At 69.2% G+C, this 25,811-nt stretch carries 23 protein-coding genes; 5 read left to right on the forward strand and 18 right to left on the reverse strand.

The features are described 5' to 3' along the window. Positions 1 to 73: 73 nt before the first annotated feature. Together ACJH7A_RS04940 and ACJH7A_RS04945 are read right to left on the reverse strand one after the other, a co-directional pair. Complete coding sequence (locus tag ACJH7A_RS04940) at positions 74 to 1,009, reverse strand: CobW family GTP-binding protein (RefSeq protein WP_406801499.1); 936 nt, start codon at positions 1,007 to 1,009, stop codon at positions 74 to 76. Beyond that, positions 1,006 to 1,692 carry a demethylmenaquinone methyltransferase gene (locus ACJH7A_RS04945; protein WP_212806999.1) on the reverse strand — a complete coding sequence of 229 codons (687 nt, stop codon included), beginning with the start codon at positions 1,690 to 1,692 and terminating at the stop codon, positions 1,006 to 1,008. Before ACJH7A_RS04945 ends, ACJH7A_RS04940 begins: the two co-directional genes overlap by 4 nt. Before the next feature lie 84 nt (positions 1,693 to 1,776). Between ACJH7A_RS04945 and ACJH7A_RS04950 the strand changes: the two genes are divergently transcribed. Further along, complete coding sequence (locus ACJH7A_RS04950; RefSeq protein ID WP_406801500.1) at positions 1,777 to 2,601, forward strand: SDR family oxidoreductase; 825 nt, start codon at positions 1,777 to 1,779, stop codon at positions 2,599 to 2,601. Between the two features lie 13 nt (positions 2,602 to 2,614). Continuing rightward, on the forward strand, positions 2,615 to 2,890 hold the full coding sequence (locus tag ACJH7A_RS04955) for a hypothetical protein (RefSeq protein WP_212807001.1): 276 nt from the start codon (positions 2,615 to 2,617) through the stop codon (positions 2,888 to 2,890). A 148-nt stretch (positions 2,891 to 3,038) separates the two neighbouring features. On the opposite strand, the gene ACJH7A_RS04960 is transcribed toward ACJH7A_RS04955, so the two are convergent. Then, a complete protein-coding gene (locus tag ACJH7A_RS04960; RefSeq protein ID WP_406801501.1) occupies positions 3,039 to 4,166 on the reverse strand; it encodes a glycosyltransferase family 4 protein in 1,128 nt (375 codons plus the stop codon). 122 nt (positions 4,167 to 4,288) lie between these two features. On the opposite strand from ACJH7A_RS04960, the gene ACJH7A_RS04965 reads away from it, so the two are divergent. Then, entirely contained in the window at positions 4,289 to 4,972 is a 684-nt protein-coding gene (locus ACJH7A_RS04965; RefSeq protein WP_406801502.1) for a DsbA family protein, read from the forward strand. Here the strand turns inward: ACJH7A_RS04965 and ACJH7A_RS04970 are convergent. The 12 genes from ACJH7A_RS04970 to ACJH7A_RS05025 all read right to left on the reverse strand — a co-directional run bounded on the left by ACJH7A_RS04970 (position 4,969) and on the right by ACJH7A_RS05025 (position 18,958). Further along, the gene (locus tag ACJH7A_RS04970; protein WP_061003336.1) at positions 4,969 to 5,472 is read right to left on the reverse strand and encodes a DUF3592 domain-containing protein; all 504 of its coding nucleotides are present in this window, start codon (positions 5,470 to 5,472) and stop codon (positions 4,969 to 4,971) included. The genes ACJH7A_RS04965 and ACJH7A_RS04970 overlap by 4 nt on opposite strands. Then, positions 5,469 to 7,106, reverse strand: a complete 1,638-nt coding sequence (menD, locus tag ACJH7A_RS04975; protein ID WP_406801503.1) for a 2-succinyl-5-enolpyruvyl-6-hydroxy-3-cyclohexene-1-carboxylic-acid synthase — start codon at positions 7,104 to 7,106, stop codon at positions 5,469 to 5,471. Before menD ends, ACJH7A_RS04970 begins: the two co-directional genes overlap by 4 nt. Before the next feature lie 12 nt (positions 7,107 to 7,118). Then, the gene (locus ACJH7A_RS04980; protein WP_406801504.1) at positions 7,119 to 7,904 is read right to left on the reverse strand and encodes an alpha/beta fold hydrolase; all 786 of its coding nucleotides are present in this window, start codon (positions 7,902 to 7,904) and stop codon (positions 7,119 to 7,121) included. A gap of 78 nt (positions 7,905 to 7,982) precedes the next feature. After that, positions 7,983 to 8,696, reverse strand: coding sequence for a DJ-1/PfpI family protein (locus tag ACJH7A_RS04985; protein WP_406801505.1), 714 nt, complete (start codon positions 8,694 to 8,696; stop codon positions 7,983 to 7,985). A 9-nt stretch (positions 8,697 to 8,705) separates the two neighbouring features. Next, entirely contained in the window at positions 8,706 to 9,701 is a 996-nt protein-coding gene (locus tag ACJH7A_RS04990) for a GlxA family transcriptional regulator (protein ID WP_318985703.1), read from the reverse strand. A 74-nt stretch (positions 9,702 to 9,775) separates the two neighbouring features. Continuing rightward, positions 9,776 to 10,102: a heavy metal-associated domain-containing protein gene (locus ACJH7A_RS04995; protein WP_318985702.1), complete on the reverse strand. Its 327-nt coding sequence runs from the start codon at positions 10,100 to 10,102 to the stop codon at positions 9,776 to 9,778. Continuing rightward, entirely contained in the window at positions 10,099 to 14,217 is a 4,119-nt protein-coding gene (locus tag ACJH7A_RS05000) for an AMP-binding protein (protein ID WP_406801506.1), read from the reverse strand. Before ACJH7A_RS05000 ends, ACJH7A_RS04995 begins: the two co-directional genes overlap by 4 nt. Further along, positions 14,204 to 14,449 (reverse strand): acyl carrier protein, encoded by a 246-nt coding sequence (locus ACJH7A_RS05005; protein ID WP_212807010.1) that lies wholly within the window; start codon positions 14,447 to 14,449, stop codon positions 14,204 to 14,206. The genes ACJH7A_RS05000 and ACJH7A_RS05005 overlap by 14 nt, the downstream gene beginning before the upstream one ends. After that, positions 14,442 to 15,944: a fatty acid--CoA ligase FadD10 gene (gene fadD10 / locus ACJH7A_RS05010; RefSeq protein WP_406774346.1), complete on the reverse strand. Its 1,503-nt coding sequence runs from the start codon at positions 15,942 to 15,944 to the stop codon at positions 14,442 to 14,444. Before fadD10 ends, ACJH7A_RS05005 begins: the two co-directional genes overlap by 8 nt. Beyond that, positions 15,941 to 16,486 (reverse strand): FcoT family thioesterase, encoded by a 546-nt coding sequence (locus tag ACJH7A_RS05015; RefSeq protein ID WP_212807012.1) that lies wholly within the window; start codon positions 16,484 to 16,486, stop codon positions 15,941 to 15,943. The genes fadD10 and ACJH7A_RS05015 overlap by 4 nt, the downstream gene beginning before the upstream one ends. Next, complete coding sequence (locus ACJH7A_RS05020) at positions 16,483 to 17,352, reverse strand: TauD/TfdA family dioxygenase (RefSeq protein ID WP_212807013.1); 870 nt, start codon at positions 17,350 to 17,352, stop codon at positions 16,483 to 16,485. The genes ACJH7A_RS05015 and ACJH7A_RS05020 overlap by 4 nt, the downstream gene beginning before the upstream one ends. A gap of 148 nt (positions 17,353 to 17,500) precedes the next feature. Beyond that, positions 17,501 to 18,958: a PPE family protein gene (locus ACJH7A_RS05025; RefSeq protein WP_212807014.1), complete on the reverse strand. Its 1,458-nt coding sequence runs from the start codon at positions 18,956 to 18,958 to the stop codon at positions 17,501 to 17,503. A gap of 140 nt (positions 18,959 to 19,098) precedes the next feature. Here ACJH7A_RS05025 and ACJH7A_RS05030 point away from each other — a divergent pair, with 140 nt between their 5' ends. Beyond that, positions 19,099 to 19,908: a class I SAM-dependent methyltransferase gene (locus tag ACJH7A_RS05030; RefSeq protein ID WP_212807015.1), complete on the forward strand. Its 810-nt coding sequence runs from the start codon at positions 19,099 to 19,101 to the stop codon at positions 19,906 to 19,908. Here ACJH7A_RS05030 and ACJH7A_RS05035 read toward each other — a convergent pair. From ACJH7A_RS05035 to ACJH7A_RS05045, 3 genes are read right to left on the reverse strand one after another with little or no spacing between them, the layout of a single operon-like run. Continuing rightward, positions 19,901 to 20,872 (reverse strand): o-succinylbenzoate synthase, encoded by a 972-nt coding sequence (locus tag ACJH7A_RS05035; RefSeq protein WP_371824485.1) that lies wholly within the window; start codon positions 20,870 to 20,872, stop codon positions 19,901 to 19,903. The genes ACJH7A_RS05030 and ACJH7A_RS05035 overlap by 8 nt on opposite strands. Before the next feature lie 26 nt (positions 20,873 to 20,898). Next, entirely contained in the window at positions 20,899 to 22,473 is a 1,575-nt protein-coding gene (locus tag ACJH7A_RS05040) for a long-chain-fatty-acid--CoA ligase (RefSeq protein ID WP_212807017.1), read from the reverse strand. Between the two features lie 29 nt (positions 22,474 to 22,502). Next, the gene (locus ACJH7A_RS05045) at positions 22,503 to 24,113 is read right to left on the reverse strand and encodes an amidohydrolase (protein WP_212807018.1); all 1,611 of its coding nucleotides are present in this window, start codon (positions 24,111 to 24,113) and stop codon (positions 22,503 to 22,505) included. A 61-nt stretch (positions 24,114 to 24,174) separates the two neighbouring features. On the opposite strand from ACJH7A_RS05045, the gene fadD8 reads away from it, so the two are divergent. Continuing rightward, a complete protein-coding gene (gene fadD8, locus ACJH7A_RS05050) occupies positions 24,175 to 25,776 on the forward strand; it encodes a fatty-acid--CoA ligase FadD8 (RefSeq protein WP_212807019.1) in 1,602 nt (533 codons plus the stop codon). The last annotated feature ends 35 nt before the right edge of the window (positions 25,777 to 25,811 follow it).

Below are 25,811 nucleotides of genomic sequence, written 5' to 3' on the forward strand. Positions count from 1 at the left end.
GAACCTACGCACATAGGCACTCGACCTTTTGCGACGTCAGTTCGCAGTCAACGCTGAAGGCGCCGATCCCGGGCTACTGCACCACGTACTTGTGGACTCCGAGGATGGCGTTCTCGTCGGCCGGTTCGGTGGTGCACTCGTGCAGCGCCGCCCGCACCTTTTCGGTGTCCATGCCGGTGCCGATGCACACCAGCTGGGTCCCGCTGCCGCGGCGCTTCTGCAGCCGCAGGGAGCCGCCCACCAGGTGCAGCAGGTACCGGTGTCCCGCGCCGAAGTCGACGAAACCCTTTGCCCGGTACAGGCCTTCGGGCCGGTCACGCAGCAGCGCCAGCAACCGGCGGGGATTCAGCACGTCGCCGGTGGTGTATTCGACGGACTGGTAGACGGGGTGGTCGTGGTCGTGCTCGTCGTGCAGCAGCTCGTCGAACGACAGCTGGGCCTGCGGGGCGCGCTCGGGGATGTCGATGAGCAGCGTCGGGTCGATCCGCGCGAAATCGGTGGCCTGCACCGGGACCCGCGGGTTCTGCGCGCGAATGCGGGCCAGGACGTCATCGATGTCGGTGGCCTCGGAGGCCCGGTTCAGCACCACGAGGTCGGCGACCGGCAGACCGTGCCCGAACTCCGGCTCGGTCGCGCTGACCACCAGGATCAGGCCGGCGTAATGGAAGTCGTCGGAGTCGGCCGTCATGATGGTCCGCGCCACCGCGGGCGGCTCGGCGACGCCGCTGGCCTCCACCACGATCAGGTCCAGGGCCGGGCGGACGGCGGCCAGCTTGCCCAGCATCTCGGCGACCTCACCGTCCTCGGCGACGCAGCAGATGCACCCGTTGGACAGTGACGCCATGGCGTCGACCTGACCGGCGACCAGCATCGCGTCGATGTTGACGGACCCGAAGTCGTTGACCAGCACGCCGATTCGCGCGCCGCGGCCGTTACGCAGCAGGTGGTTCAGCAGTGTGGTCTTGCCCGCGCCGAGGAAACCGGCGACCGCGAGGACGGGAATACTCACGGCTTGACGGCGGCGTGCAGCGCGACGATCCCTCCGGTCAGGTTGCGCCAGCGCACCTGCGACCAGCCGGCCGCCTCGATCTTGCGGGCCAGGTCGTCCTGGTCGGGCCAGGCCCGGATGGACTCCGCGAGGTAGACGTACGCCTCGGGGTTGGACGACACCGCGGTGGCCATCGTCGGGAGCGCCTTCATCAGGTACTCCTTGTAGGCCGTCGCGAAGAGCCGGTTGGTCGGCGTGGAGAACTCGCACACCACCAGGCGGCCACCGGGCCGGGTCACCCGGGCCATCTCACGCAGGCCGGCGCTGAAGTCGACGACGTTGCGCAGCCCGAAGCTGATGGTGACCGCGTCGAAGACGCCGTCGTCGAACGGCAGTCTGGTGGCGTCACCTGCCACCTTCGGGACCTTCCGGTCCGCCCCCGCCGCGAGCATGCCGACCGAGAAATCACAGGCCACACACCAGGCGCCCGACGTCGCGAGCTCGACGGTCGACACCGCGGTGCCGGCAGCCAAATCCAGGACCTTGTCACCTGGGCCGATACGCAGCGCCGCCCGCGTCTGCCGCCGCCAGAACCGGTCCTGCCCCAGCGACAGCACGGTGTTGGTGATGTCATAGCGACGGGCGACACCGTCGAACATCGACGCAACCTCGTGCGGATCTTTCTCCAATGACGCGCGACTCACGGATATGACGCTACCGGCTGCTCCAGCGCCCCGCGTCTGCGGCGGGGCGGGAATGGAAAGGGCACTTCGGGAGCTGTAAGCCGCATGGGGACAAAAGTCTGGTTCATCACGGGTACCTCGCGCGGTTTCGGGCGCGAGTGGACGGCTGCGGCGCTCGAGCGCGGTGACAAGGTGGCCGCAACGGCACGGGACGTGTCGACGCTCGACGACCTGGTGGCCAAGTACGGCGACGCGCTGCTGCCCATCACGCTCGACGTCACCGACCGCGACGCCGACTTCGCCGCGGTGAAGACAGCGCACGAGCACTTCGGCCGGTTGGACGTCGTCGTCAACAACGCGGGTTACGGCCAGTTCGGCTTCATCGAGGAGCTGTCGGAGGCCGAGGCGCGGGATCAGATCGAAACCAACGTCTTCGGCGCGCTGTGGATCACGCAGGCCGCACTGCCGTACCTGCGTGCGCAGGGCAGCGGGCACATCATCCAGGTGTCCTCGATCGGCGGCATCAGCGCGTTCGCCGGCCTCGGCGCCTACCACGCGTCGAAGTGGGCGCTCGAGGGTTTCTCGCAGTCGCTGGCCGCCGAGGTGGAACGGTTCGGGATTCACGTCACGCTCATCGAGCTCGGGGGATTCTCGACGGATTGGAGCGGCGCGTCGGCCAAGCGGACCACCGAGCTCGAGGCGTACGACGGGCTGCGGGCGGACGTCGCCCGCTGGCGCAGCGAGCGCAACGCGGTGCCGGGCAACCCGGAGGCGTCAGCAGCCGCGGTGCTCAAGATCGTCGATGCCGAGAAGCCGCCGCTGCGAGTCTTTTTCGGTAGTGCTCCGCTGCAGATCGCCAAGACCGACTACGAAAACCGGTTGCGCACTTGGGAAGAGTGGCAGCCGGTGGCCGAGCTGGCGCAGGGCTGACCGAAGGAACTTCATGGCGGGACTGAAATTCGTCCGACGGGACGACGGATTGACCTATGAGTTCGCCGAAGACGGCGAGGCGCACGGGTTTCCGTCGTACAAGCGGGTCGACCTGGACATCTGGTGCCGGCGACTGCCGCACTTCGGGTGGGTGGTGTGCACGGAGCTGGGCGCGGTGTCGAGCCGCCCGTTCGACCACGCGGGGTTCGGCTACCTGCCACCCGAGGGTACGTGGGTGAGCCGCAAGGACGACCGGTCCTACGTGTACGACCTCGTCCACGTGAGCTGAACTCCCGCCGAGCGTGCATGTCTGCGCACGGCACGCCGGTCGACACGTGCAGATTCGTCACTCTCGGTGGCCACGAGCGCGACATTCATACACACCGAATACGGCGTGTCGCAAGCAAACACGCACGCTCGCGGGGAATCAGGCAGCGTCAGGCAGCGAGGGCGCGACGCTCGCCGAGGACGGCGGCGTAGTGGCCGAGCAGTTCGTCGCACACGGCGGGCCAGGTGCGGCCCAGCACGCTGCGGCGGGCGGCGAGCGAGTAGCGGGACCGCTCGGCGAGCAGGTGATCGACCGCGGCCGGCAGCGACCCCTCGAAATCCGCTACCGGCAAGAGCAATCCGGTGTGCATGGGCGTCACCAGGTCGCGCGGGCCGCCGGCGTCGGGCGCGATGACCGGCAGACCGGACGCCATGGCCTCCTGGACGGCTTGACAGAAGGTCTCGTGCTCCCCCGGGTGCACGAAAACGTCCATGCTGGCGTATGCCGTGGCCAGTTCCCGGCCGTACAGTGCGCCGGTGAAAACTGCTGTGGGCATGAGTTTTTCGAGCTTGGTCTGGTCGATGCCCTCGCCGACCACGACAAGCTGCAGGTCGTCGCGGCCGGCCAGCGCGGCCAGCCGCTCCACGTGCTTCTCCGGCGCCAGACGGCCGACGAAACCCACCACCGGCTTGCCTTCGGGCGACCACTGCGCCCGCAGCGCGGCGCTGCGCGCCGACGGCGCGAAACCCGTGACGTCGACGCCGCGACCCCACTTGTGGACGCGCGGAATGCGATGGGTGACAAGGTCTTCCATCGTCGCGCTGGACGGCGCCAGGGTCCGGTCGGCACGCGAGTGCAGGTGCCGGTTCCAGGCCCACGCGGTTTTCGTCATCATGCCGACGCCGTAACTCTGCGCGAAACCGGCGATGTCGGTCTGAAACACCGCGACGGTCGGGATGCCGAGGAAGCGCGCGGCGTGCAGCCCGCCGTAACCCAGCAGCGCCGGCGACGCCAAGTGCACCACGTCAGGCTGAAAATCGCGCAGTACCCGCACCATTCGCGGCCGCGGCACACCCAGCGGCAACGACGTCACCTTGGGGAACATCCGGGACGGGATACGGTGCACGGGCACATCGCCGTGGAACGTGTCCGCGGGCGTTTCCCCCCGGGGCGTGTCGGGCGCGATGACCAGCGCCTCATGGCCGTTCCGGTGGAGGTGCTCCAGCACCCGGAGCACCGAATTGGTGACGCCGTTGACATTCGGGAGAAAGGACTCCGCCACGATCGCAACTCGCACACCTGCAGGCTGGCAGCGCAGCCTGACCGTCAGGTGACCGTCAGGGATCCGCGACGCGAAGACACGCACAACTCGGGTACCACCGGTATCGTCTGTCGCACCGCGGCGAGAAAGGGGTCGGCATGCGTCTACCTCGGCTGATCCTTGTTCTGGCCACCGCGCTGGCGCTTCTCACCGCATCAACCGGCTGCGGCCGCACCGTCACCGGATCGGCACTGCGGGACCCGGATCTGCCGGGCGTCACCCTCACCGCGGACGGCTTCGGCATCATCGCGGGCCGGCCCGACGCCCCCGCGCAGATCGAGGTGTACACCGAGCCGCAATGCACTCACTGCGCGCACCTGCAGGACACCGACGGGCCGGAGATGAAGAGCATGATCGCCCTCGGTCTGCTGACCGTCACCTACCGCCCGGTGACCTTCCTGGACACCGAGTACGGCTATTCGGCCAAGGTCGCCAACGCGATGTTCCTCGCCGCAGCACACGGCACGTCGGCGCCCGCCCTGCAGGCGTACGTCGCGACGCTGTGGGGCCACCAGAATCCGGGCGGGTCGGCGCCGTCGGACGGTCAGCTCGCGGGCTGGGCCGCCGACTCCGGCGTCAGCGCCGAGGCGGTGGCCACCATCCAGTTCGGTGAACACGCCGTCGACACCGACGAGATGACGATGACCAACGAGACCCGGCTGCAGGAGATCCGCGACGGCGACGCCGGCACACCCACGGTGTACGACCTCACCGGCAACACCGTGGTGGACATCCAGGAAACCGAGTGGCTGGCGAAGCTGACGGCGGGACGGCAGACCTAACCCAGTCGGCGCTGCACGAGAGTGACGATGCCGAGCAGCACACCGGCGACCAACCAGCCGACGACGGCGATCGAGCCGGCCGGGATGACGGCCAGCGACGCGTTGCGGTTCTGCACCCGCACCAGGTCCGGGTTGCTGCGGTCGTATTCGACGTAGATGCGCATCCCGGTTTCCAGCTCGGACGGGTACAGCACGCCCAGCTCGGGCCGGTAGGTGACGCGGTCGGGCGTCACGAACTCGATGGTGGAGCGCCGCGGACCGGCCGAGAGCACCTCGGCGGCCGCCGTCCCCATGTTGTGCTCGATCTGCTGATCGTTGCGCCACGCCCCCAGCACCAGCAGCACCGACTGCAGTGTCACCAGGCAGGCCATGATGACGATGCCGATCCGGATCCGGCGGATGACCCGCTGTGACCGGGTCTCCTTGCCGTTGCCGAAGAGGCGCAGAATCAGGTTGTCCCACAACGTGTTCAACCGGCAGCGCAGGGGTTCGGGAATCACGGAGCGGCCTTGATCGCCGCCCGTATCGAAGCGTGCAACGACCGTAGGGTGGACCGGTCGGCCTTGACCTCCAGCACCCGCATCCCCTCGAACGGTTCGCGCAGCGCGGCGGCCAGTCCGTCGGCCTCCACCTGCCGGCACTCGACGTGGTACGCCCGGCACAGGGCGGCGACGTCGACGTCGTGCGGGGTGCCGAAGATGCGCGACGACACGTCGGAGAACCGGGGATCACCCTGCTCCAGCAGCTCGAAGATGCCACCGCCGTTGTCGTTGGAGACCACGATGGTCAGCGCCTTCGGTGTCGGCTCGGTGGGGCCGATCAGCAGGCCCGAGCTGTCGTGGACGAAGGTCAGGTCACCGATGAGCGCCACGGTCCGGCCCGAGGTGTGGGCCAGTGCGGCGCCGATGGCCGTCGACACCGTGCCGTCGATACCGGCGACGCCGCGGTTGGACCGCACCGAGATGCCGTGCGAGTTCAGCCCGACGAGCGCGGCGTCCCGCACCGGGTTGGAGGCGCCGAGCACCAACTGGTCGCCGGGCTGCAGTCCGTCGGCGACGGCGGCCGCCACGTGCAGGCCGGTGGTCAGTTCATAGGCCGCGAGCTGGTCACGCACGGCGTGCTCGGCACGCGCGTTGGCGTCGGCGCACTTCGCGAGCCAGGCCGGATCGGGCGTGCCCGACGTGATGGCGCGGGTGCCGGTGGCCTGCGAGTTGCCCGACACGTCGGGCCAGCGCGGGCCGGTGGTCAGCGCGTAGACGGGCGTGTGTGGGTCGGCCAGCAAGGTCGACACCGGCCGGTGCAGGGTAGGCCGGCCCAGCATGATCACCTGCTGCGGCCGGACCAGCGACAGCGCCAGCGGGTGCAGCGGGTTGTCGGCCGGCGGCGCGGTCGGTTCGGCGACCGTCGGCAGGTGCGCCAGGTTCTCGTGGCGGCCCGCACCATGGCCGGCGATGACGACGGTGTCGGCCGTCAGGTCGATCTCGAGGGGCTGGTCGAACGTGACAGGCGGCGTGTACGTCCACGGCCGGCCGTCGGGGCGGCCTTCCGGCGCGTAGGGGCCATCTTCGGCGGTGTCCGGGACCAGCGGCTCCCGCAGCGGGATGTCGAACTGCACGGGTCCGGCATTGGCGGTGCGAGAACCCTTGGCCGCCACCAGAACCCGGCACGTCGCCGACCGCCACTGGGCGTTGGCCGCGGCCACGTCGGCCGTCGGCTCGGCCAGGCCGAGGCTGATGGTGGCCCGCACCTGGTTGCCGAAATAGCCGAGCTGCTCCATGGTCTGGTTGGCGCCGGTGCCCAGCAGCTCGTAGGGCCGGTTGGCGCTCAGCACGATCAGCGGCACGCGGGCGTAGTTGGCCTCGATTACCGCCGGGCCGAGATTGGCCACCGCGGTGCCCGACGTCATCGCGATGCACACCGGTGAGCCGGCCGAGACCGCCAGGCCGACGGCCAGGTAGCCGGCGGTGCGCTCGTCGATGCGGACATGCAGCCGCAAGCGGCCGGCCCGGTCGGCGTCGGCCAGCGCAAACGCCAGCGGAGCGTTACGCGAACCGGGGCACAGCACCACATCGCGGACGCCGCCGCGAATCAGTTCGTCGACGACGACCCGCGCCTGAATCGTCGACGGGTTCATTGCTACAGCGTGTCACACCGGGTTGGCGGCGAAGAATTCCAACATCGCGGCGTTCACCGCATCGGGACGCTCGATGAAGCCGAGGTGCCCGGCGTCGGGGATTTCCAGGTAGCGGCCCAGCGGGATCGCGTCGGCCACCTCCTTGGACAGGTGCGGCGGCAGCACGACGTCGTCGGCGAAGCCGATCACCTGCACCGGCACCGCGATCTGGCGGTAGGCCGGCAGCCGGTTGGTCTCCGGCGCGACGGCAAGCTGCGCCCGCAGGCCCGGGGTGGGCTTCGTGGGCCACATGGTGAACATCTCGATCCAGTCCTGGACGGCACGGTCGTCATTCAGGGTCTTGGGTGAAAAGTTCTCCAGCAGCCGGTTTTTCGCGTCCACCTCAGGCGGCAGCTCGATGCCGGCAGCCAGCAGCGCACGCTCGGCCTCCCGGAAGAACGTCCGGGCGCGATCCTCCCGGCCGCGCGTGGCCATGAGCACCGCCGAGGACACCAGCTCGGGCCGGGCGACCATGAGTTCCTGCGCGATGAACGACCCCATCGACACCCCGACGACGCGCACCGGGCCGCCGACGACCTTGTTGATCAACGACGCCGTGTCCGCGACCGCCTGGTCGGTGGAAAAGCCGATGGCGTTCTCCGTGGCGCCGATACCGCGGTTGTCGAACGTGATGCAGCGGAAGCCGGCCCGCTGGAACGCCGGTACCTGGTGCAGGTGCCACGTGCGGCCCGCGCCGCCGCGGCCCGCGATGAACAGCACCGGCTCGCCATTACCGCGCTCGTCATATGCCAGATTCACCCGGCCGAGGTTACTGGACCCGGGATTTGTGCACGATTTTCCGCGGTCGGCGCGGAAAATCGTGCACAAATCCCTAGGTCAGCGGCGGGTTCGGACCTTCTTGAGGGCCTGGTCCCACAGCAGCGCCGTGGTGGCCTTGAGGGCCGTCGGCTTGAGCAGCTCGCGGGACATCAGGGCCGTCGCACTGGCCTTGGTGGCGGCCGAGGCCTTCGACATGTGCCCGGAGTCGAACGGGGGCTGCGGGTCGTATTCCATGGACAGCTGGATGGCCTTGGCCTTGTCCTCGCCGCCGATCTGCGCGGCCAGCCACAGACCGAGATCGATGCCGGCCGAGACACCCGCGCAGGTGACGATGCGGTCGGCCGACTGCACGATGCGCTCGTCGGTGACGGGTTCGACGCCGAACGTGCGCAGCAGTTGCACGGCGGCCCAGTGCGACGTCGCGCGCTTGCCCTTCAGCAGTCCGGAGGCGCCCAGGATCACCGAGCCCGAGCACACCGACGCCGTCCACGTGGTGGTCTCGTGGGCCCGCCGCAGCCACTCCAGCAGCTTCTCGTCGCGCGCGTGCTCCATGGTGCTGAACCCGCCCGGGATGAGGACGATGTCGGGCGACGGGGTCTCGTCGAACGAGTGGGTGGCGCCCACCAGCAGCACCCCGGAGTCGGCGACGATCGGGCCCGGCTCGTGCCAGACGAAGCGGACCTCGGTATCGGGCAGCCAGCGCAACGACTCGTACGGCCCGATGAAGTCGAGGGCCGTGAACCCCGGGTACAGGACGATGGCAACTTGCATTATTGCTCCCTAGCTCGCATTTTCTCTGGTCCTCGCGTGCGCGAAAGTTCTGCGGTACTGGTCGGGTGAAACCCCGACGCGCCGAATGAAACTGCGGCGCAACGTTTCCGCGCTGCCGAAGCCGCAGCGGGCGGCGATGGCGGTGACGGTGTCGTCGGTCTCGGTGAGTTGCCGGCGGGCCGCGTCGGTGCGGACGCGCTCGACGTAGGCCGCGGGCGGCTCCCCCACCTCGGCGGTGAAGGTGCGGGTGAAGTGCCGCGGGCTCATCGCGGCGGCGCGCGCCAGCTCCGGGACACTGTGCGCGCCGCCGGGTTCGGCTTCGATGCGCTCCTGCACGTCGCGGATCGGTTCGCGCTTGGCGCGCGGCATCCAGACCGGCGGCGCGAACTGCGTCTGCCCGCCGGGCCGGCGCAGGTACAGCACCAGCCAGCGAGCGACGTCCTGGGCGACGTCGGTGCCGTAGTCGTCCTCGACGAGGGCCAGCGCCAGGTCGATGCCCGCGGTGACGCCGGCCGCCGTCCACACCTGCTCGGAGCTGCGGACGAAGATCGGATCGGGATCGACGGTGATGCAGGGGAATTCACTGGCGAGCTTGTCCGCCGAGGCCCAGTGGGTCGTGGCCGAGCAGCCGTCGAGCAGGCCGGACTCCGCCGCCAGGAAGGCGCCGTTGCAGACGCTGACGATGCGGCGCGCGTGGGGTGCGGCGGTGCGAATCCAGTCGATGACGGCCGGGTTGGCCCGGGCCTCGTCGACGCCCATGCCGCCGGGCAGCACGATGGTGTCGATGGGCTCGTTGGGGTCAGGCGGCGGCTTGGCGACGAATTCGAGCCCGGTCAGCGTGGTGACGGGACCGCCGTCGGCCGCGGCCAGGACCGGCGCGTAGCCCTCGTCAGCCCGCCCCATCGCGGCCAGCTGCAGCGTGGCTCCCGTGAACACGTCGAAGGGGCCGACCACATCGAGGGCCTGCACCCCGCGGAAGCCGAGCAGCACCACAGATCGCGTCACGCTTCTATCGTGCGACGCCGAGGTCCATGGCGTCTACGCCACGGACCCCACAAATCAGGACATGCCGGCCGGCATTACGCCCGGCCGAACAGGCCGCCCACGAGCCGCTGCAGCGGACCCGGTGCCGAGCTGTCCACCGCGGGCGCGTCGGCACGCGGTGCGGCGCCGTAGCCCACTGCCACCACGGCGTCGCACAGATCAGCAGGGCTGACGTCACGGTCGGTCTCGACGGTGGCGGTCTTGGTGGCGAAGCTGACCGATGCGTGCACGCCGTCGATCTTGTTGAGTGCCTTCTGCACCCGCCGGGAACACATGCCGCACGACATTCCGGTGATGTCGAGATAGACGGCACCGGTGGTCGGTGCCCCGGGCCGGGGTTCGGTCACATCCGTCAAGGTCATTTCCTCACAATCTGATCGGCGCCGAAGACAGTGTCGAGCGGCTGCGGCGTACTGGTGCACTCCGCGATGGATTCGAAATCGATATCGACAGTGGGATATTCGGCGAGGTACTCGGCATACGTGCGGCCGCGCAACCTCGCCCCCAACCCGACCCACGCGTCGAGTACCGCCCAGCGCTGCGGATTTCGGGCGGCCCACACGCTGCGGTCCAGCCGGTCCTTCCACTCCGGGAGATCGATGGCCGGGAACCCGAGGCCGTTGAGAAACGCTGTATAGGGCAGCTTTTCACCGCGTAGCACGGTCATACCGCGACCCAGCTCCACCGCCGGTGACAGCCCGGGAAGCAGCCCGAGAATGCTGTGCGCGGCGGCCACGCCGGTGGTGACCTCTTCCGTCACCGGCACCACGGGACACGCCCCCAGCGCGGCGCAGGCATCGACCATCGCCACCAGGATGTCCGACGACCGCGCGACTTGACGAGCGTCACCGAGCACCCTGGGCAGGCGCACCACCGAGAAGTCCAGGCCGGCCGCGGCACGGGACACGGCCATCTCCGCCAACGACTTCGACGCGGCATAGGGGTACGGCGCATGACGCGGGTCGGTCACGCGCGACGCCGTCACGTCGGCGTTCACCACGAAGGTCGACAGGTGCACCAACCCGGCGCCGCGCCGCGCACACGCCTCGGCGATCGATGCCACCGCGGAAACGTTGGCCGCCCGCAGCCGGCGGTAGGGCACCAACACATTGGTGTTGCCGACGCAGTTCACCACGGTGCCGGCGCCGACGCCGGCGAGAAGGGCATCGAGTGCTGCGGGGCTCAGGCGCTCGGGTACCCGCACGATGTCGACGCCGTCCACGCGGTGCAGGCCCGCCCACGGGTCACCTTCGGGCAGTGGCGATCTCGTGGCGAACACCACATCGGGACAGTCGAGCCCGGCCCGGGCGCGGTCGAGGATCGCCCGCGCGAACCCGGTGCCGAGAATGCCCGAGGCGCCCAGAATCACGATGGTCGATGCGCCGCCACCGGGCCCGCTGGTGGCCGGAAGGCAGCCCCTCCGTGCTGCCGCCAGGTCGTCTGCGATCTCGGCCGCGGTCTCCTCGTCCATCCAGGTGTCGACGTCAGGTTTGCGGCCGACGATGTTGGTGGCGGAGTCCGCGCCGATCAGATCGAGAATCGACAGCTGCCAGTCCAGGAACCGTCGGGTCTCCGGCAGGATGCGGATCAGGTCCAGTGAACCGATGCCCTCGTCCAGCAGGGACGCGTCCGGCCCGATCGGCCGACCGAGCCGGCGACTCCACATCTCGGAGAGGACGGTTGCGCGCGGGTCCGCCTCGGTGCCGTCGCGCGGAACCTCCTTCTCCACAACCAGTTTCGCGCGGTCGACCTTCCCATTGGGCCGGCGTGGGATGCTCGGGACGCCGACAACGTGAAATGCCGGTGCCCCTTGTGCTCTCGCCAGGTCCTGAATCCTGGCGCGCGCGGCCGGGTCGTCGTTCCCGGTGCGGGTCTGTGGGGTTTGGAACCAGATACCCAGGCCATCGCCCGCCACTTCCACTGCCGCGTCGGATATCTCGGGTACCGACGACAACCGGCGCAGCAGTTCGGCGATGTCGAACCGCTTGCCGGCGATCTTGACCACGGCGTCCCGTCGTCCGGCCAGCATGGGGTAGCCCGCGGCGTCTGTCGTCACCCGGTCGCCGGTGGCGAAGGCCCGATACCGGGAGCCATCGGGCGCCTGGACCGTGCCGAAGCTCGTGCCGTCCAGCCCGAGGTAACCGGCCGACACCAGCTCCCCGACGACGACCACTTCCCCGAATCCGACGAACACCGAGCCCGGCACCAGCGGGCGGCCCAGCCTGGCCGTGGTCCGCGCCGGTTCACCCGCACCGATCGGCAGCTGCGTGACGACCACCGTCGTCTCGGTCGGGCCGTACGTCGAGACCAGGGAAATGCGCTCGGCGGCAAGCACATCCCACCACTTGTCGACCGCGGCGGGACGGACGGCCTCGCCGCCGATGATCACCTGGCGCAGCGCCGAGCCGCCCAGCGCTGCCAGTGCCGCGTCGTCCTCGCACAACAGATGCCAGACCGCGGTGGGCAGGTCGAGCACGGTGGCGAGGTGCGCCGCGACATCGCGCGTCAGCGCGGGCAGGTCACCGGCGCGCATCGCGACCGACCGGACGACCCGCGCGCCACACGACAGCGCGCCGAACACCTCCTCCACGCTGATGTCCGACGTCAGCGGAGCGCACTGCAGGATGGTGTCGGCCGGCCCCCAGCCGTAGGCATCCCGCACCGCGGCGCAGAAGATAGCCAGCGAACCATGCGTCACCGGAACAAGTTTGGGTTGCCCTGTCGAGCCCGACGTGGGCATCACATACGCGAGCCGGGAGCCCAGGCCCTGGTCGCGCATGACCTGGCCGATGCGGTCGTCCACGAGTTGTCCTGTCGTGCCGTCCACCTCGGCAACCGGTGTGGTGAGGTCGACGGCGTGCGCACGGGTGCCGCAATGCTCGGCAATGACGCTGACCCGCGACTCCACCTCGCCGGGTGTCGCGCAGACGCTGTAACCGCAGCCCGCCAGGTGGCACGCGATCAGCAGCTCCACCGCGCGCTGGGAATCGTCGTCGACGAAGACCAGCACATCGCCGGGATCGACACCGCGGCGGATGATCTCGGCGATCCACTGGTCGACGCCCGGGCTGCGGCACTGGCCGGGATCGGCGTCCAGGAACCAGGCGCGCGCACCGGCGAGTGGCGGCGCGGGTACGCCGGAGCCCGCTTCGAGACGGCCATCGGCGTCGAGCGCCGACCAGTCACCGACGGTCAACGCCATCGGCCGGTCCCAGTGCGCGTCCATCGATCGCAGTGCCGCGACGATGCGGCCGGCGACGGCGACAGGTTCAGGGTGATCGTGCCGGGTCCAGATGGCGAAGTCGATGGTGCGCCGCGCCTCGTCGTGGACGCAGGAGACCGTGATCCCTTCCACCGGGCCGATATCGGTGACCACCGGGGGTTCGGACAGGTACGGGCCGAGCTCCGGGGCGGACCGGCCGCGCATGTAGTTGATCGTCAGCGCGTCGACGGGTGCGCCGCTGGTGATCGCGAGATGCATGCGGCGGTACCGCTCTTCCCGAAACCACCGGCGCCGCAGCGCTTTGACATAGCCGCGGTCGATCGCGGTGACGACGTCCCGGACCGCGGCGAAGGGTGCGAACCGAACCGGGTGGGCGACCGAATTCACCAGACAGGTGGCGACATTCAGCTCCGGCGCACCGAAGCGGTTGTCCACCGGGTGCACCAGGAGGGCCTCGGTGCTCTGGCGCAGGCTCGCGCGTACCGCCGCCGCGGCGGCCGCGACCAGGATGTTCAGCGGCACCTGCCGGGCCTCGGCGAGCGCCACGATCTCGTCATAGGCCCGGTCGGCGACTCGGCACGATTCCCGCAGCACGCCGCGGCCTGCGGTACCGAGGCCCGCTTCGACAGTGCCCGGCGCGGAACCGCCGCGCAGTGCGTCTTCGGTCAGTTCGCGGCGCACCGCGGCAACGTGGCGTTCGGTCGCTTCCGCCACTTTCGCGCGTTCGCTGCGGTGTGCTGCGGCGAGTGCCGCCAAACCTGCTGTGGTGCTGGGCTTCTGGCCGGCGTCACCGAGATGCCGGGCCAGGTCGGCTTCGATGATTGCGGTCGCAGCGCCGTCGAGCAGGATGTGGTGGGTCTGCGCGTCCATGCCCACCACCTGGCCGTCGACGTCGGTGTGCACGACGTAACGCACCAGCGGGGTTTCGAGAATGCCGTCCGCCCATGCCTTTTCCAACGTCTCGCCGACGGGGTCGGTCTGCGCTCGCACACTGACGACGTCCGCAACCTGGAGGCGGGCAACAAGAGCCGGGTAGCCGTCGCCGGCTGCCGGCGGCTCCAGGACACACAGCTGAATGGGGTTGTCCCGCACCGTCGCTTCCAGCGCGGACAGGAACCTCGCCGGCGCCAGCGGCCGGAATCGGTAGCGCTTGCCGATCAGATACAGCGCGGGATCGGGGTCCTGCAGCACCCCGTGGTAGATGTTCTGCTGAGAGATGCTCAGCGGAATCCGTCCGTGGTCAGACGCCGCCACGGATGCCCGCCAATTCCCGGACCCAGCCTTCGATCGTCAGCTCCTGCGCCAGCCGCTTCAGCAGGTCCGATTCCCGGTCCACCCCAAGGCGTTTCATGAGCAGGACGAACCGCACCGAGTCCAGCCCGAGTTCGCGCAGATCGGTGGCGTCGCCGTCGAACAGGTCGGATTCGTCGATGTAGAGCACGTCGGCGACGGCGGCCAGGACGCGTTCGCGGAGCCCGTCAGCCATGGACCGCCGCTGCCAGTGCGGCGCGAATGACCTTGCCGGACTGCGTCCTGGGTATCTCGGTCACCAGCGTGATGGTCGACGGCCTGGCCATCGATTCCGACTCCGCCCGATAGCGCACCGCGATGGCCCGCTTGAGCTTGCGGGCCTGACCTTCGTCGAGTTCGCCCGACGGGATCACCGCCAGACCGATCAGGGCACCGAATTCGGTATCGGGGATCTCGAAGCAGGCCGCCGCACCGACGCCGGGGACGCTCTCGGCGATGCGGTCCACCTCGTCGGGTGCGACGTTGACGCCGCCGGAGATGATCATCTCCGATGACCGGCCCTTGATGTAGAAGTACCCGTCCACACCGCGCTCGAAGATGTCGCCGGTGTTCACCCAGCCGTCGACCAGGATGTCAGCGGTGCGCTCGGGATTGTTCCAGTACCCCAGCATGTTTGCCGGTGATTTGATCCACAGGGTGCCCGACTCGGCGCCGTCGCCGTCTAGCCGGACCTCGACTCCCGGGTACGGCCGCCCCACGGCGCCCGCCTCGATCCGGGCGATCGATCCCTCCGATGTCGGCAGACACAGGGCGGTACAACCGGTTTCGCTCAGGCCGAAGACCTGGGCCGTGTGAACGCCTGCCGCTTCGACGAACTGCACATCGGCCGCGATGGCACGCGATCCGCCGTAGCCGATCATGCGCAGTGGCGGCAGCGCCGCCCCGGCCCTGACCTCCGACACCAGTCGCGTCAGCAGGGTGGGCACCAGACAGGTCGAGGCGATCTGGTTGACGTTGAGAATCTCGGCCAGCGAGGCGGAATTCTCACCGCCGGTGACACATTCACTGCCGTGCATCAGGCAGTTCAGGATCCACCACAGTCCGCCGATGTGGCTGGCGGGCAGCGGCGAGTAGGTGGCTTCGCCGGCAACCCAGCTGATCCAGGTCAGGTTCTCGCGCGCCAGGATGTCGGCGACGGCGAAGAACGTTCGGTTGGCCAGCAGCACGGCTTTCGGTTCACCAGTGGTCCCGCTGGTGAAGATCATCGCCAGCGGATCATCGGCGCCCAGTTCCGGCGGTGCGACGGCGGGCGCGGCGTCGCCGTGCCCGGCGACCTCGTTGGCGTCGACGGCGATCACCGGGATGGCGCTCAGCGTGTTTGGCAGCGCCGCCGGGTCGGCTCCCGGGGTCAGCAGCACCGCACCGGGGCCGGTGATCTCACCGAAGCGTGCGACCGTCGCGGCCGGGACAGCACGGTCCACCAGCACGGCGACGGCACCGAGCTGCGCGCAGGCCAGCACCGCGACATAGGTCTCGGGACCGTTGTCGGACATCACGAATACCCGGTGGCCGCGAGAAACCCCGCGCTCCCGCAGCTCGCCCGCCAGCCGGTTCACCACGGCGGGGAGTTGGCCGTAGGTGACGGCGCTCGTCCCGTCGCAGCGCCGCAACGCGATGGCCTGCGGGTGCTGCCGCGCCTGCGCGAGCACCCGTCCCAGTACGGTGCTCACGGGATGTTGAGGACCGCGAGTTCGAACTCGCCGAATGCCGATCCGCCGTGGTCATCGTGGAACTCGATGGCGCACGGGACTTTCAGATACCGCCAGGTCCGCTCGACGACCTCGATGCCTTCGCACGTCAGCCGCGCGGAGAACTTGCGCGCATCGATCTGCCGCTTGTAGCGCGACGCCGTCGACCGGATCAGCATGCTGGACAACTGGTTCTCGAAATAGTCGTCGAGCGACCACCCCCGGAACCCGTCGATCTCGCCGTGGCGGACGGCCGGCGCGAACGCGGAGTAGGCGAGCTGGTTGAAGCACAGCACCAGTTCGACGGCGTTGAAATGCCCGGTGCTCCGGATGTAGACCGACTCCGGGATGCTGAAGTTCCCCGTCGCGAACATCGAGTCGCCGGTGGCCCGGTACGTCGCGTCGGTGAGATACCGGCAGCCCTTGTAGGAATAGGGCTCCAGGACTCTGGCCAGCAGCTCCTCCGGAATCTGCTCGGTATCAACCCATTCGGCGACGGGCGCGGTCAACTCGGTGGCGCTCATGCCGCGAACCCCGGCGTCGCCAGGCCGTCGAGCATCGTCAGCCGATACGTCGTCAGCGTCCCTGTCGCGGTGCCGTGCTTCGCCCGGTGGATCAGGGCCCTGTTGTCCCACAGGATGATGTCGCCGACCTCGTAGTGCTGCGTATGGATGAACGGGGACGCGAAGTCGGCGTCGAGCTGGCCGGTGGCGGCGAGCAGTTCCTGCAGCACCGAGGGGTCCAGTACCTCGCCGTCGGCGTCTTCGATCTTGCTGGTGCCGGTGGAGCAGATGTAGAGGATTTCCTGGCCGGTGTGCGGGTGCCGGATCACCGTGGGCCACTTGATCGGTGGCGTGGCGCGGTTGATCTCGTCCCACACCTCACCGATCGGCTTGTAGACGTCGCTGGGCCGAATCTTGATGTGGCGCCGCGGATCATGCGTGCTGAACGTCCCGCGTACCGGCTCTTGCTGCGCCGGCGGCAGGGAATCCCACACCTTGTTGAGATCGATGAAGTACGTGCCGCGGTCGGCGCCCGGCACCGTCAGCGGCATCACCATGGAGAACGCGAACGGCTCCGGCATGAACATGTAATCGATGTGCCAGAACGCACCCGTGCGCGGCACGCCCTGCCCCTCCTCCGTGGAAGAGACGAAGATCTCCGGGTGCTCGTTGTGGTGGTACACGGGCTCGTAGTACGTGACGATCTCACCGAGAATGCGGCCGAGCTCGATGAACTGCGCGGGCGAAGGTTTGACGCCCTTGAGGACGACAAGCTTGTTCTCGTAGACGATTTCGCGGAGCTCGTCGGTGGAGATGTTGCTCAGATTGTCCGGATCGATTCCGACGACCTGGGCTCCGAGCCCGTGTCCCTGCACATTGAGCGTCATCGACGCTGCCTCCCCAAGTTTGCTGCACCGCATCGCGGGGATGTCGAAATCCGTTGCTCCGCAATGCAGAAAGTCGTTCAGTTGTTGTCTTCAATTGATGTAGTCGTCGGAGCATCGAGAAAAGTTCCGCGCCGCTTCACAATTCGCGTCAGCGCTGCGGAGACCCGTCCGCCGCGCCGGAAGCCCAGGTGCCCGGAAGCAGGGGCGCCGGCGGGTTCGCATCGGCCGGCATCCGCTCCACCATCCCGCTGGGTGCGGTGCTCGCTGTGGTCACCACACCGGTGAACCCGACCGGCCCGGCACCGTGCGCATTGGCGGAGATGACGGCCGCACTCGGCGAATTGCCGCCGGCACCAGGCAGATCGGCTTTCAGCTCGGGAAGCTCATCGCGATAGCCACGTGCCCCGCGCCGGCTTCGACGCACTCGTTTGGCCCGGTCACGGGCGCCGGCCACGGCCCGGGCGGCCGCTGCCGCGCCGACGGTGTCGGTGGTGATATCGGGCGATTCGCTGCCGGGCTCCGGTCCCGGGCCCGACCCGGCGCGCGCCAGCCCGGGCACGGCGTAGACCAGGTTGGACACCGGGGCGGCACCGCCGGCCCCGGCGGTCGTCGACGCCGGCGTGGACGGCCCGGAAGCCTGCGGCACACCGACCTGGATGCCGGGGACAACCGGGACGGCCTCAGCGCGTGGTGCAGCGGCCGCAGGCTGCCCGACAGCAGCCTCGGCAGGCACCGGTGTCATGTCCATCGCCGGTGGCAGTGGCGATTTCACCAGCGCCAGCGCCGCGAGCGCACTGAGTGCCGGCGCGAAGAACGGGGTCAGCAGCAGTCCATAGGAGGCGTAGTACGGGTACCAGAGCATGTCGTAGAGCGTCAACGCCACCAGAGCCAACACCGCGGACGTGGCGGGGTTGAAGCCCAGCTGCTCGAAGAAGCGTGTGAAGTTCTCGAGCATCTGGTCGATCTGACCGGGCGTACCCAGTTGCGAGAGGAATTGCCAGAGGTCGCGCAGCGGCTGGCTCGGCGCGGCGGACAGGTTCGACATCGGCTGCCGGGCTTCACCACCGGGCGCGACGATGGACGGCGCCGGCTGTGTGGGCGGGACCGCGGCCGTGGCCGATTCACTCACCGCCTGGTAGACGATCATGGTGTCGGCCGCCTGCACCCACATGCGCGCGTAGTCGGCTTCGTTGAGCGCGATGGGAATCGTGTTGATACCGAAGAAGTTCGTCGCCACCAGGGCGGCATTGGTCACATGGTTGGCAGCCAGTTCGACCAGTGTCGGCATGGTCGCGACAGCGGTGCCGTAGGCAGCGGCCACGGTCTCGTGCTGCGCCGCCGCGGCGGCCGAGGCCAGTGCGGACTCCTCCAACCAGGCCAGGTAGGGCACGTGCGCTGCGACGTACTGGACGGCGCTCGGCCCCTCCCAACTACTCCCCTGCACGTCGGTCAAGATGGCCGACAGCTCGGCGGCCGCCTGCCCGTACGCCACGCTCAGCTGTTGCCACTGCGCGGCGGCAGCCAGCAGCGAGCCTGGCCCCGGCCCGGCTGCCAGGAGCGCCGAATGCACTTCCGGCGGTAGCGCCAGCCAAATCGGTGCGGTCACTGTCAGCTAGTCGGGCGGAGCGTCGAGAAAGTTCCCGGCCACCGAAAACTCCTATGCCGCAGCCGGATATCGCCACACGACGGAAATGCCGTTCCTGGGGCCGGTGCCACCGACGTGATCGGCAGACGTACGGTGGGCCCATGTCAGTCCTCGACGCCCGCCATCTCGACGGGGTATCCGAAACCGCGCTCCTCACCTTGCACCAGCGCGCCACCGAGGCCGCCCGGCCCGACGGCATCATCGACGACCCGATGGCGATCACGCTGCGGGACAGCCTCGATTACGACTACCAGGATTTCGGCCGTACCCATCAGGCCACCGCCCTGCGGGCCCTGGTGTTCGACGCGGCCACCCGCGATTATCTGACCGTCCACCCGCGCGCGACCGTCGTGGCGCTGGCAGAGGGTCTGCAGACCAGCTTCTGGCGCGTGGACAACAGCGAGATGACCTGGCTGTCAGTGGATTTGGCACCGATCATCGCGCTCCGGCAGCAGCTGCTCCCGACGTCCGGCCGGCTGGGGTATCGCGCGCAGTCCGCGCTCGACCACTCGTGGATGGACGCCGTCGACGCTGCCGACGGCGTGCTGATCACCGCCGAAGGCCTCTTCCAGTATCTGACCGAGGACGTCGTCTTCGCTCTCATCGCCGCCTGCGCCGACCGTTTTCCCCACGGGCAGTTGGTCTTTGACAGCGTGCCGCGGTTCCTGAGCGCCTATTCGCAGCGCCGCGGCTTCCGGCTCAGCGCGGACTACACCGTGCCCCCGATGCCGTTCTGGTTCACCGCCGACCAGTACCCGCGGTTGCAGGCCATCCCCGGCGTCCGTGCGGTGCGTGAACTGCGCTATCCGGCCGGCCGCGGCAAGCTCGTGCCGTGGGTCACCCGGCAGTCCTACCGCCGGCCGGCGTTGGCGCGCTTCCGCGCACCGGTGACGCTCGTCGAATTCAGTTGACGGACAACGTCCCCAGCAGCGGATAGCACGCGCGGACACGCTCGATCCACCAGTCCCGGCGCGCCGGGTCGGCCGCCAGGGCCGTCAGCCGGGCCGGGTCCGGCGCCACCGGGCCGACGGGCAGGAACCCGTCGGCCGGCGGTGCCACGTCCGCGACATCGTGCACGAACAAACCGCCGGTGCCCAGGCCGCAGGCGTGGTGCAGCGTCGGCAGGCAGCCGGCCGCGAGGAGCCCGCGCGTCATCCCGACCGCGGAATCCAGCGCACTCGACACCACGATCGGGATGTCGATCTGTGCGGCCACGTCCAACAACCGAGCCACCCCGCCCAGCGGCGCGACCTTGACCACCGCGACGTCGGCCGCGCGCTCGCGGACGACACGCAGCGGGTCCGACGCCTTGCGGATGGACTCGTCGGCCGCCACCGGCACGTCGACCAGCCGCCGCAGTGCGGCCAGTTCGGGCACCGTCGCGCACGGCTGTTCCAGGTACTCGAGGGGCCCCGACGCGGTCAGCGCCCGCGCCGCGGCCGCCGCCTCCGCGACGGTCCAGCCGCCGTTGGCGTCGACCCGCACCACCGGCACCAGGGCGCGGACGGCCTCGACGCGGGCCACGTCGTCGGCCAGCGTCTGTCCCGGTTCGGCCACCTTCACCTTGGCGGTGCGGGCACCCGGGAAGCGGGCCACTACCTCGGGCACCCGCGCCGCGTCGACGGCGGGCACGGTGGCATTGATGGGGATACGGTCACGCACCGGAGCCGGCGAGGGCCGGTAGGCCGCCTCGATGCCGGACGCGAGCCAGTGCGCCGCCTCGGCCGCGCCGTACTCGACGAACGCGCCGAATTCACCCCAGCCGCACGGTCCTTCGATCAGTGCGACTTCGCGAACGTCGATGCCACGGAACCGGACCCGCATCGGCAGCGAGACGACGTAAAGGCGCTCGAGCAGTTCGTCGAGTGTGGGCATGGCGGGCGGCACCCCTCCATCGTGCCTCACACGGTGGCGCGGTCCCGACCCTCCCAGTACGGCTTGCGGAGCTCCTTCTTGAGGATCTTGCCGGTGGGGTTGCGCGGCATGTCGTCGACGAAGTCGATGGTCTTCGGACACTTGTAGGCGGCGAGGCGTTCCCGGGCAAAGGCGATGAGGTCGGCATCCGATACCCCTTCTCCCGAACCCTCGAGCGTCACAACGGCTTTCACCGACTCGCCCCACTTCTCGTCGGGCACGCCGATGATCGCGACCTCGGACACCGCCGGGTGCTCGGCGAGCACCCGCTCCACCTCGATGGAGTAGATGTTCTCGCCGCCGGAGATGATCATGTCCTTGAGCCGGTCCTCGACGAAGATGTAGCCGTCGGCGTCGACGCGGCCGATGTCGCCGGTGCGGAACCAGCCGTCGGAGGTGATCGCCTCGGCCGTGGCGTCCGGACGGTTCAGGTATTCCTTCATCAATGTCGGTGTGCGGAACCACAATTCGCCCTGTTCGCCGGCGGGCGCGTCTTCCAGGGTCTCCGGGTTGACCACACGGACCTCGGCTTGGGGAATCAGCACGCCGGCGCTGACCAGGCGCTCCTCGTTGTCGGCGCGGTGGTCCTCGGGCATCAGCCGGCTGACGACGCCGCAGACCTCGGTCAGGCCGTACACCTGGATGAACTCGGTGTCGGGCCACGCCGCCAGGGCCTGGCGCAGCAGCGGAAGCGGCATCGGTGAGGCGCCGTACGCGTACGTCTTCAGCGCGCTGAACAACTTCACCGCGTCCGGGCCGGACTCGAGCACCTTGGCCAGCACGGCCGGCACGAGGAACGTGCGGTTGGCACCGTTGAGGATGCCGCCGGCGAGCGACGCGCCGTCGGCGTCGCGCGTCATGTAGCTCGGCACCCCGTTGTGCAGCCCGTACTGCATGTACGACGAGCCACCGACGTGGAACAGCGGCATCGCCACCAGGTTCTTGTCACCGGCCTCGGCCGTCCAGCCCTCGAAGGCATTGATGGTGTGCGCGATCATGTTGGCCTGCGTGAGCGCGACGCCCTTCGGGCGGCCCGTCGTGCCGGAGGAGTACATGATGATGCAGACGTCGTCGGGCTGGACGTCGGGCGACCGATCCACCGGGGCCGCGCCGGCCAGCAGCGCCTCGTACTCGTCGCCGTCACCACCCTCGGGCGTCACGCTGACGATGTGCTCGACGGCCGTCAGCTTGTCGGTGATGGCATCGACCGCCGGCCGCAGCTCGGCGCCCACGATGAGAACCTTTGCGCCGCAGTCGTTCAGCACGAAATCCAGCTCGTCAGCGGCGAGCCGGAAATTGATGATGGCGTTGGCGGCGCCCAGCGACGCCGCGGCCAGCGTCAGCTCGACGCACGCCGGATGGTTCTTGTCCAGGAACGCCACGACGTCGCCGCGTTTGATGCCCCAGGCCTGCAGCGCACCGGCGAGGCGGCGGACCCGGTCGTTCCACTGCGACCACGTCCACGTCCGGCCGAGGTAGGTGATCGCTTCTTCGTCTGGCTTGGTCGCGGCCCAGTGGGCAACACGTTCATCGAGGAATCGGGGTGCCGACAGTTCAGTCATGTGCTGAGCCTGCCACGTCTGCCGCGCGCTCAGTCGGCTTTGGCGTGAACCTGTTGTCCTGCCAGGTAAGTCGCGAGGACTTCCAGGTCAGCGACGTCTTCCGGCGGCACCGTGTGCGGATCGGCGGACAGCACCACCAGATCGGCGTACTTGCCGACTTCCAGCGAACCGATGACGTCGTCGGAGAACAACTGCCAGGCCGCGTCGATGGTCTGCGCCCGGATCGCCTGGTCGACGGTGAGCCGTTCCTGCGGCGCCAGCACGCGGCCGCTCGGGGCGGTCCGGGTGGCCGCGACACTGATGTTGCGCAGCGGCTCCTCGGGCGTCACGGGTGGGTCGTTGTGCAGCGAGATCCGCATGCCGGTCGCGACGGCGGAGCCGGCCGGCATCCACACGTCGCCCTTCTCCGGGCCGAAGAGACCGTCGACGATGACGTCGCCCCAGTAATGGATGTGGTCGACGAACACGCTGCACGTGACGCCGAGATCGTGGGCGCGCTGCAGCTGCGCCGGCGTGATGGCGCCGACGTGCTCGAGCCGCAGCCGGTGATCGTCGCGCGGCCAGCGCTGCAGCGCTTCTTCATACACGTCGAGGATGGTGTCGACGCCGTGGTCGCCGTGCACGTGACAGGCCATCTGCCAGCCCTGCGGGAAGAAGGTGCCGACGATCTCGGCGAGCTGCTCGCGCGTGTAGTTGGCGTGGCCGCACGACCCGGGCACGACACCGATGGTGCGCGTGGCCTCGGTGTCCAGGTACGGGAACGTCAGGTCGATGTTGCCGACCCACGGGGAACCGTCGACCCAGATCTTGATGCCGGCCTGCCGGACCATGTCGTCGCCGTTGTCGGGCGACGCATCGGTGTGCAGCGCCGCGGTGGACATCTCATAGGTGCGCAGCCGCACCGTGAGCTTGTCGCGCATCTGCTCCAGGACCGGCCGGAACATCGGATCGAACGCCATCTCCGAGCACGTCGTCAGACCGGCGCGGTTCAGCCGGGCACATTCGGCGAGCAGCAACGCCGGATAGTCGGCCGGCGACAGCACGCCCGTCACCAGCGGGAAGACGGCGGCGGTCTCCAGCGCGGTGCCGTCGAGTTCGCCGTCGGCGTCGCGGCCGTACTTGGCGCCGTGCGGGTCCGGGGTGTCGCGCGTCAGACCGGCGTTCGCCGCGGCCGCCGAGTTGAAGTACGCCTTGTGTCCCGAGTTGTGCACGATCACCAGCGGGGTGTCGGGCGCCGCCGCGTTCAGCCAGGCCAGCGTCAGCTCGGGCAGCCCTTTCTGCAGCAGCGGGTCCCAGCCGTTCAGGTAGGCGCCCTCGGCGCCGCGGGCGGCGACCTCGGCGTGGATCGCGGCGACGACGTCGGCCGCGTTCGGCATCGTGACCGGCCGGATGTCGACCATGCGGCCACCGAGCACCACGGCCTCCATCAGCGGGTGGCCGTGCGCCTCGACGAAGCCCGGCAGCACGCAGCCGTCGATCTCACGTACCTCGGTGTCGGCACCGATCCACGGCTGCACGTCGGCACGCGCTCCGACGGCGACGATCCGGCCATCGGTGACGGCGAGCGCCTCGGCGGTGGGCCGGCCGGGGTCGACGGTCAGGATGTTTCCGACGATGACGAGGTCCGCAGCGCTGGCCATGAGGTGGATGCTAGACCGCAGGGCTTGACCTACGGACTAGAACACGTTCTAGTCTTAGGTCATGAGTGACGAGCTGCTGCGCCATCCCCTGCATTCCGGGCACTTGACCGTCGGCGCCCTCAAGCGCAACAAAGACAAGCCGGTCCTGTTCCTCGGCGACACCACGCTGACCGGCGGCCAGCTCGCCGACCGCATCAGCCAGTACATTCAGGCGTTCGAGGCGCTCGGCGCCGGTTCCGGCGCCAGCAGCGGCCTGCTGTCCCTCAACCGGCCCGAGGTGCTGATGATCATCGGCGCCAGCCAGACGCAGGGCTACCGCCGCACCGCACTACACCCTCTCGGTTCTCTGGACGATCACGCCTACGTCCTGACCGACGCCGGCGTCACGACCCTGATCATCGACCCGACCGACGCCTTCGTGGAACGGGCCATCGGGCTGCTCGAGAAGGTCCCGTCGCTCCAGCAGATCCTGACCATCGGGCCGGTGCCGGACGCCCTGATCGGTTCAGCCATCGACCTGGCCGCCGAAGCCGCGAAGTACGAGCCGCAGCCGCTGAAGGCCGCCGACCTGGCACCTGACCACGTCGGCGGACTGACCTACACCGGCGGCACCACCGGCAAGCCGAAGGGCGTCATCGGCACGACGCAGTCCATCAGCACCATGACGACCATCCAGCTGGCCGAATGGGAGTGGCCCGAGCACCCCCGCTTCCTGATGTGCACGCCGCTGTCGCATGCCGGCGCCGCGTTCTTCACCCCGACCATCGTCAAGGGCGGCGAGCTGGTCGTGCTCAAGAAGTTCGACCCCGCCGAGGTGCTGCGGGTCATCGAGGAGCAGAAGATCACCGCGACCATGCTCGTGCCGTCGATGATCTACGCACTGATGGACCACCCCGACTCGCACACGCGGGACCTGTCGTCGCTCGAGACCGTCTACTACGGCGCCTCCGCCATGAACCCGGTGCGCCTCGCCGAGGCCATCCGCCGGTTCGGCCCGATCTTCGCGCAGTACTACGGCCAGTCCGAGGCCCCGATGGTCATCACGTACCTGGCCAAGGGCGAGCACGACGAGAAGCGGCTGACGTCGTGCGGCCGGCCGACGCTGTTCGCGCGGACCGCGCTGCTCGGCGACGACGGCAAGCCCGTCAAGCAGGGCGAGGTCGGCGAGATCTGCGTGTCCGGGCCGCTGCTGTCGGGTGGCTACTGGAACCTGCCGGAGGCCACCGCCGACACGTTCAAAGACGGCTGGATGCACACCGGCGACCTGGCCCGCGAGGACGAGGACGGGTTCTGGTTCATCGTCGACCGGACCAAGGACATGATCGTCACCGGCGGCTTCAACGTGTTCCCGCGCGAGGTGGAAGACGTTGTCGCCGAACATCCTTCGATCGCCCAGGTCTGCGTCGTCGGCACCCCGGACGAGAAGTGGGGCGAGGCGGTGACGGCCGTCGTCGTGCTGCGTCCGGAGGCCGATCGTTCCGAGGATGCCATCGCGAAGATGACGGCCGAGATTCAGGCCGCGGTCAAGGACCGCAAGGGCTCGGTGCAGTCGCCGAAGCAGGTCGTCATCGCCGACTCCGTGCCGGTGACGGCCCTCGGCAAGCCCGACAAGAAGGCCGTCCGGGCGCAGTTCTGGGCCGGCTCGGAGCGCTCCGTGGGCTGAGGCCTTTCCGCGAGCAGACGCAAAACTGTCGTTTT

It is taken from the genome of Mycobacterium sp. SMC-17 (assembly GCF_045310915.1).
In the GTDB taxonomy this organism is placed as follows: domain Bacteria; phylum Actinomycetota; class Actinomycetes; order Mycobacteriales; family Mycobacteriaceae; genus Mycobacterium.

Excerpts from the sequence above, each read along its gene's own strand:
- ACJH7A_RS05035 (WP_371824485.1), bottom strand. The coding sequence starts at position 20,872 with ATGCCCACACTCGACGAACTGCTCGAGCGCCTTTACGTCGTCTCGCTG.
- ACJH7A_RS05005 (WP_212807010.1), bottom strand. The coding sequence starts at position 14,449 with ATGGCTGACGGGCTCCGCGAACGCGTCCTGGCCGCCGTCGCCGACGTG.
- ACJH7A_RS04955 (WP_212807001.1), top strand. The coding sequence starts at position 2,615 with ATGGCGGGACTGAAATTCGTCCGACGGGACGACGGATTGACCTATGAG.
- ACJH7A_RS05015 (WP_212807012.1), bottom strand. The coding sequence starts at position 16,486 with ATGAGCGCCACCGAGTTGACCGCGCCCGTCGCCGAATGGGTTGATACC.
- ACJH7A_RS04995 (WP_318985702.1), bottom strand. The coding sequence starts at position 10,102 with ATGACCTTGACGGATGTGACCGAACCCCGGCCCGGGGCACCGACCACC.
- ACJH7A_RS04950 (WP_406801500.1), top strand. The coding sequence starts at position 1,777 with ATGGGGACAAAAGTCTGGTTCATCACGGGTACCTCGCGCGGTTTCGGG.
- ACJH7A_RS04965 (WP_406801502.1), top strand. The coding sequence starts at position 4,289 with ATGCGTCTACCTCGGCTGATCCTTGTTCTGGCCACCGCGCTGGCGCTT.
- ACJH7A_RS05030 (WP_212807015.1), top strand. The coding sequence starts at position 19,099 with ATGTCAGTCCTCGACGCCCGCCATCTCGACGGGGTATCCGAAACCGCG.
- ACJH7A_RS05040 (WP_212807017.1), bottom strand. The coding sequence starts at position 22,473 with ATGACTGAACTGTCGGCACCCCGATTCCTCGATGAACGTGTTGCCCAC.
- ACJH7A_RS04985 (WP_406801505.1), bottom strand. The coding sequence starts at position 8,696 with ATGCAAGTTGCCATCGTCCTGTACCCGGGGTTCACGGCCCTCGACTTC.
- ACJH7A_RS05020 (WP_212807013.1), bottom strand. The coding sequence starts at position 17,352 with ATGACGCTCAATGTGCAGGGACACGGGCTCGGAGCCCAGGTCGTCGGA.
- fadD8 (WP_212807019.1), top strand. The coding sequence starts at position 24,175 with ATGAGTGACGAGCTGCTGCGCCATCCCCTGCATTCCGGGCACTTGACC.
- menD (WP_406801503.1), bottom strand. The coding sequence starts at position 7,106 with ATGAACCCGTCGACGATTCAGGCGCGGGTCGTCGTCGACGAACTGATT.
- ACJH7A_RS05045 (WP_212807018.1), bottom strand. The coding sequence starts at position 24,113 with ATGGCCAGCGCTGCGGACCTCGTCATCGTCGGAAACATCCTGACCGTC.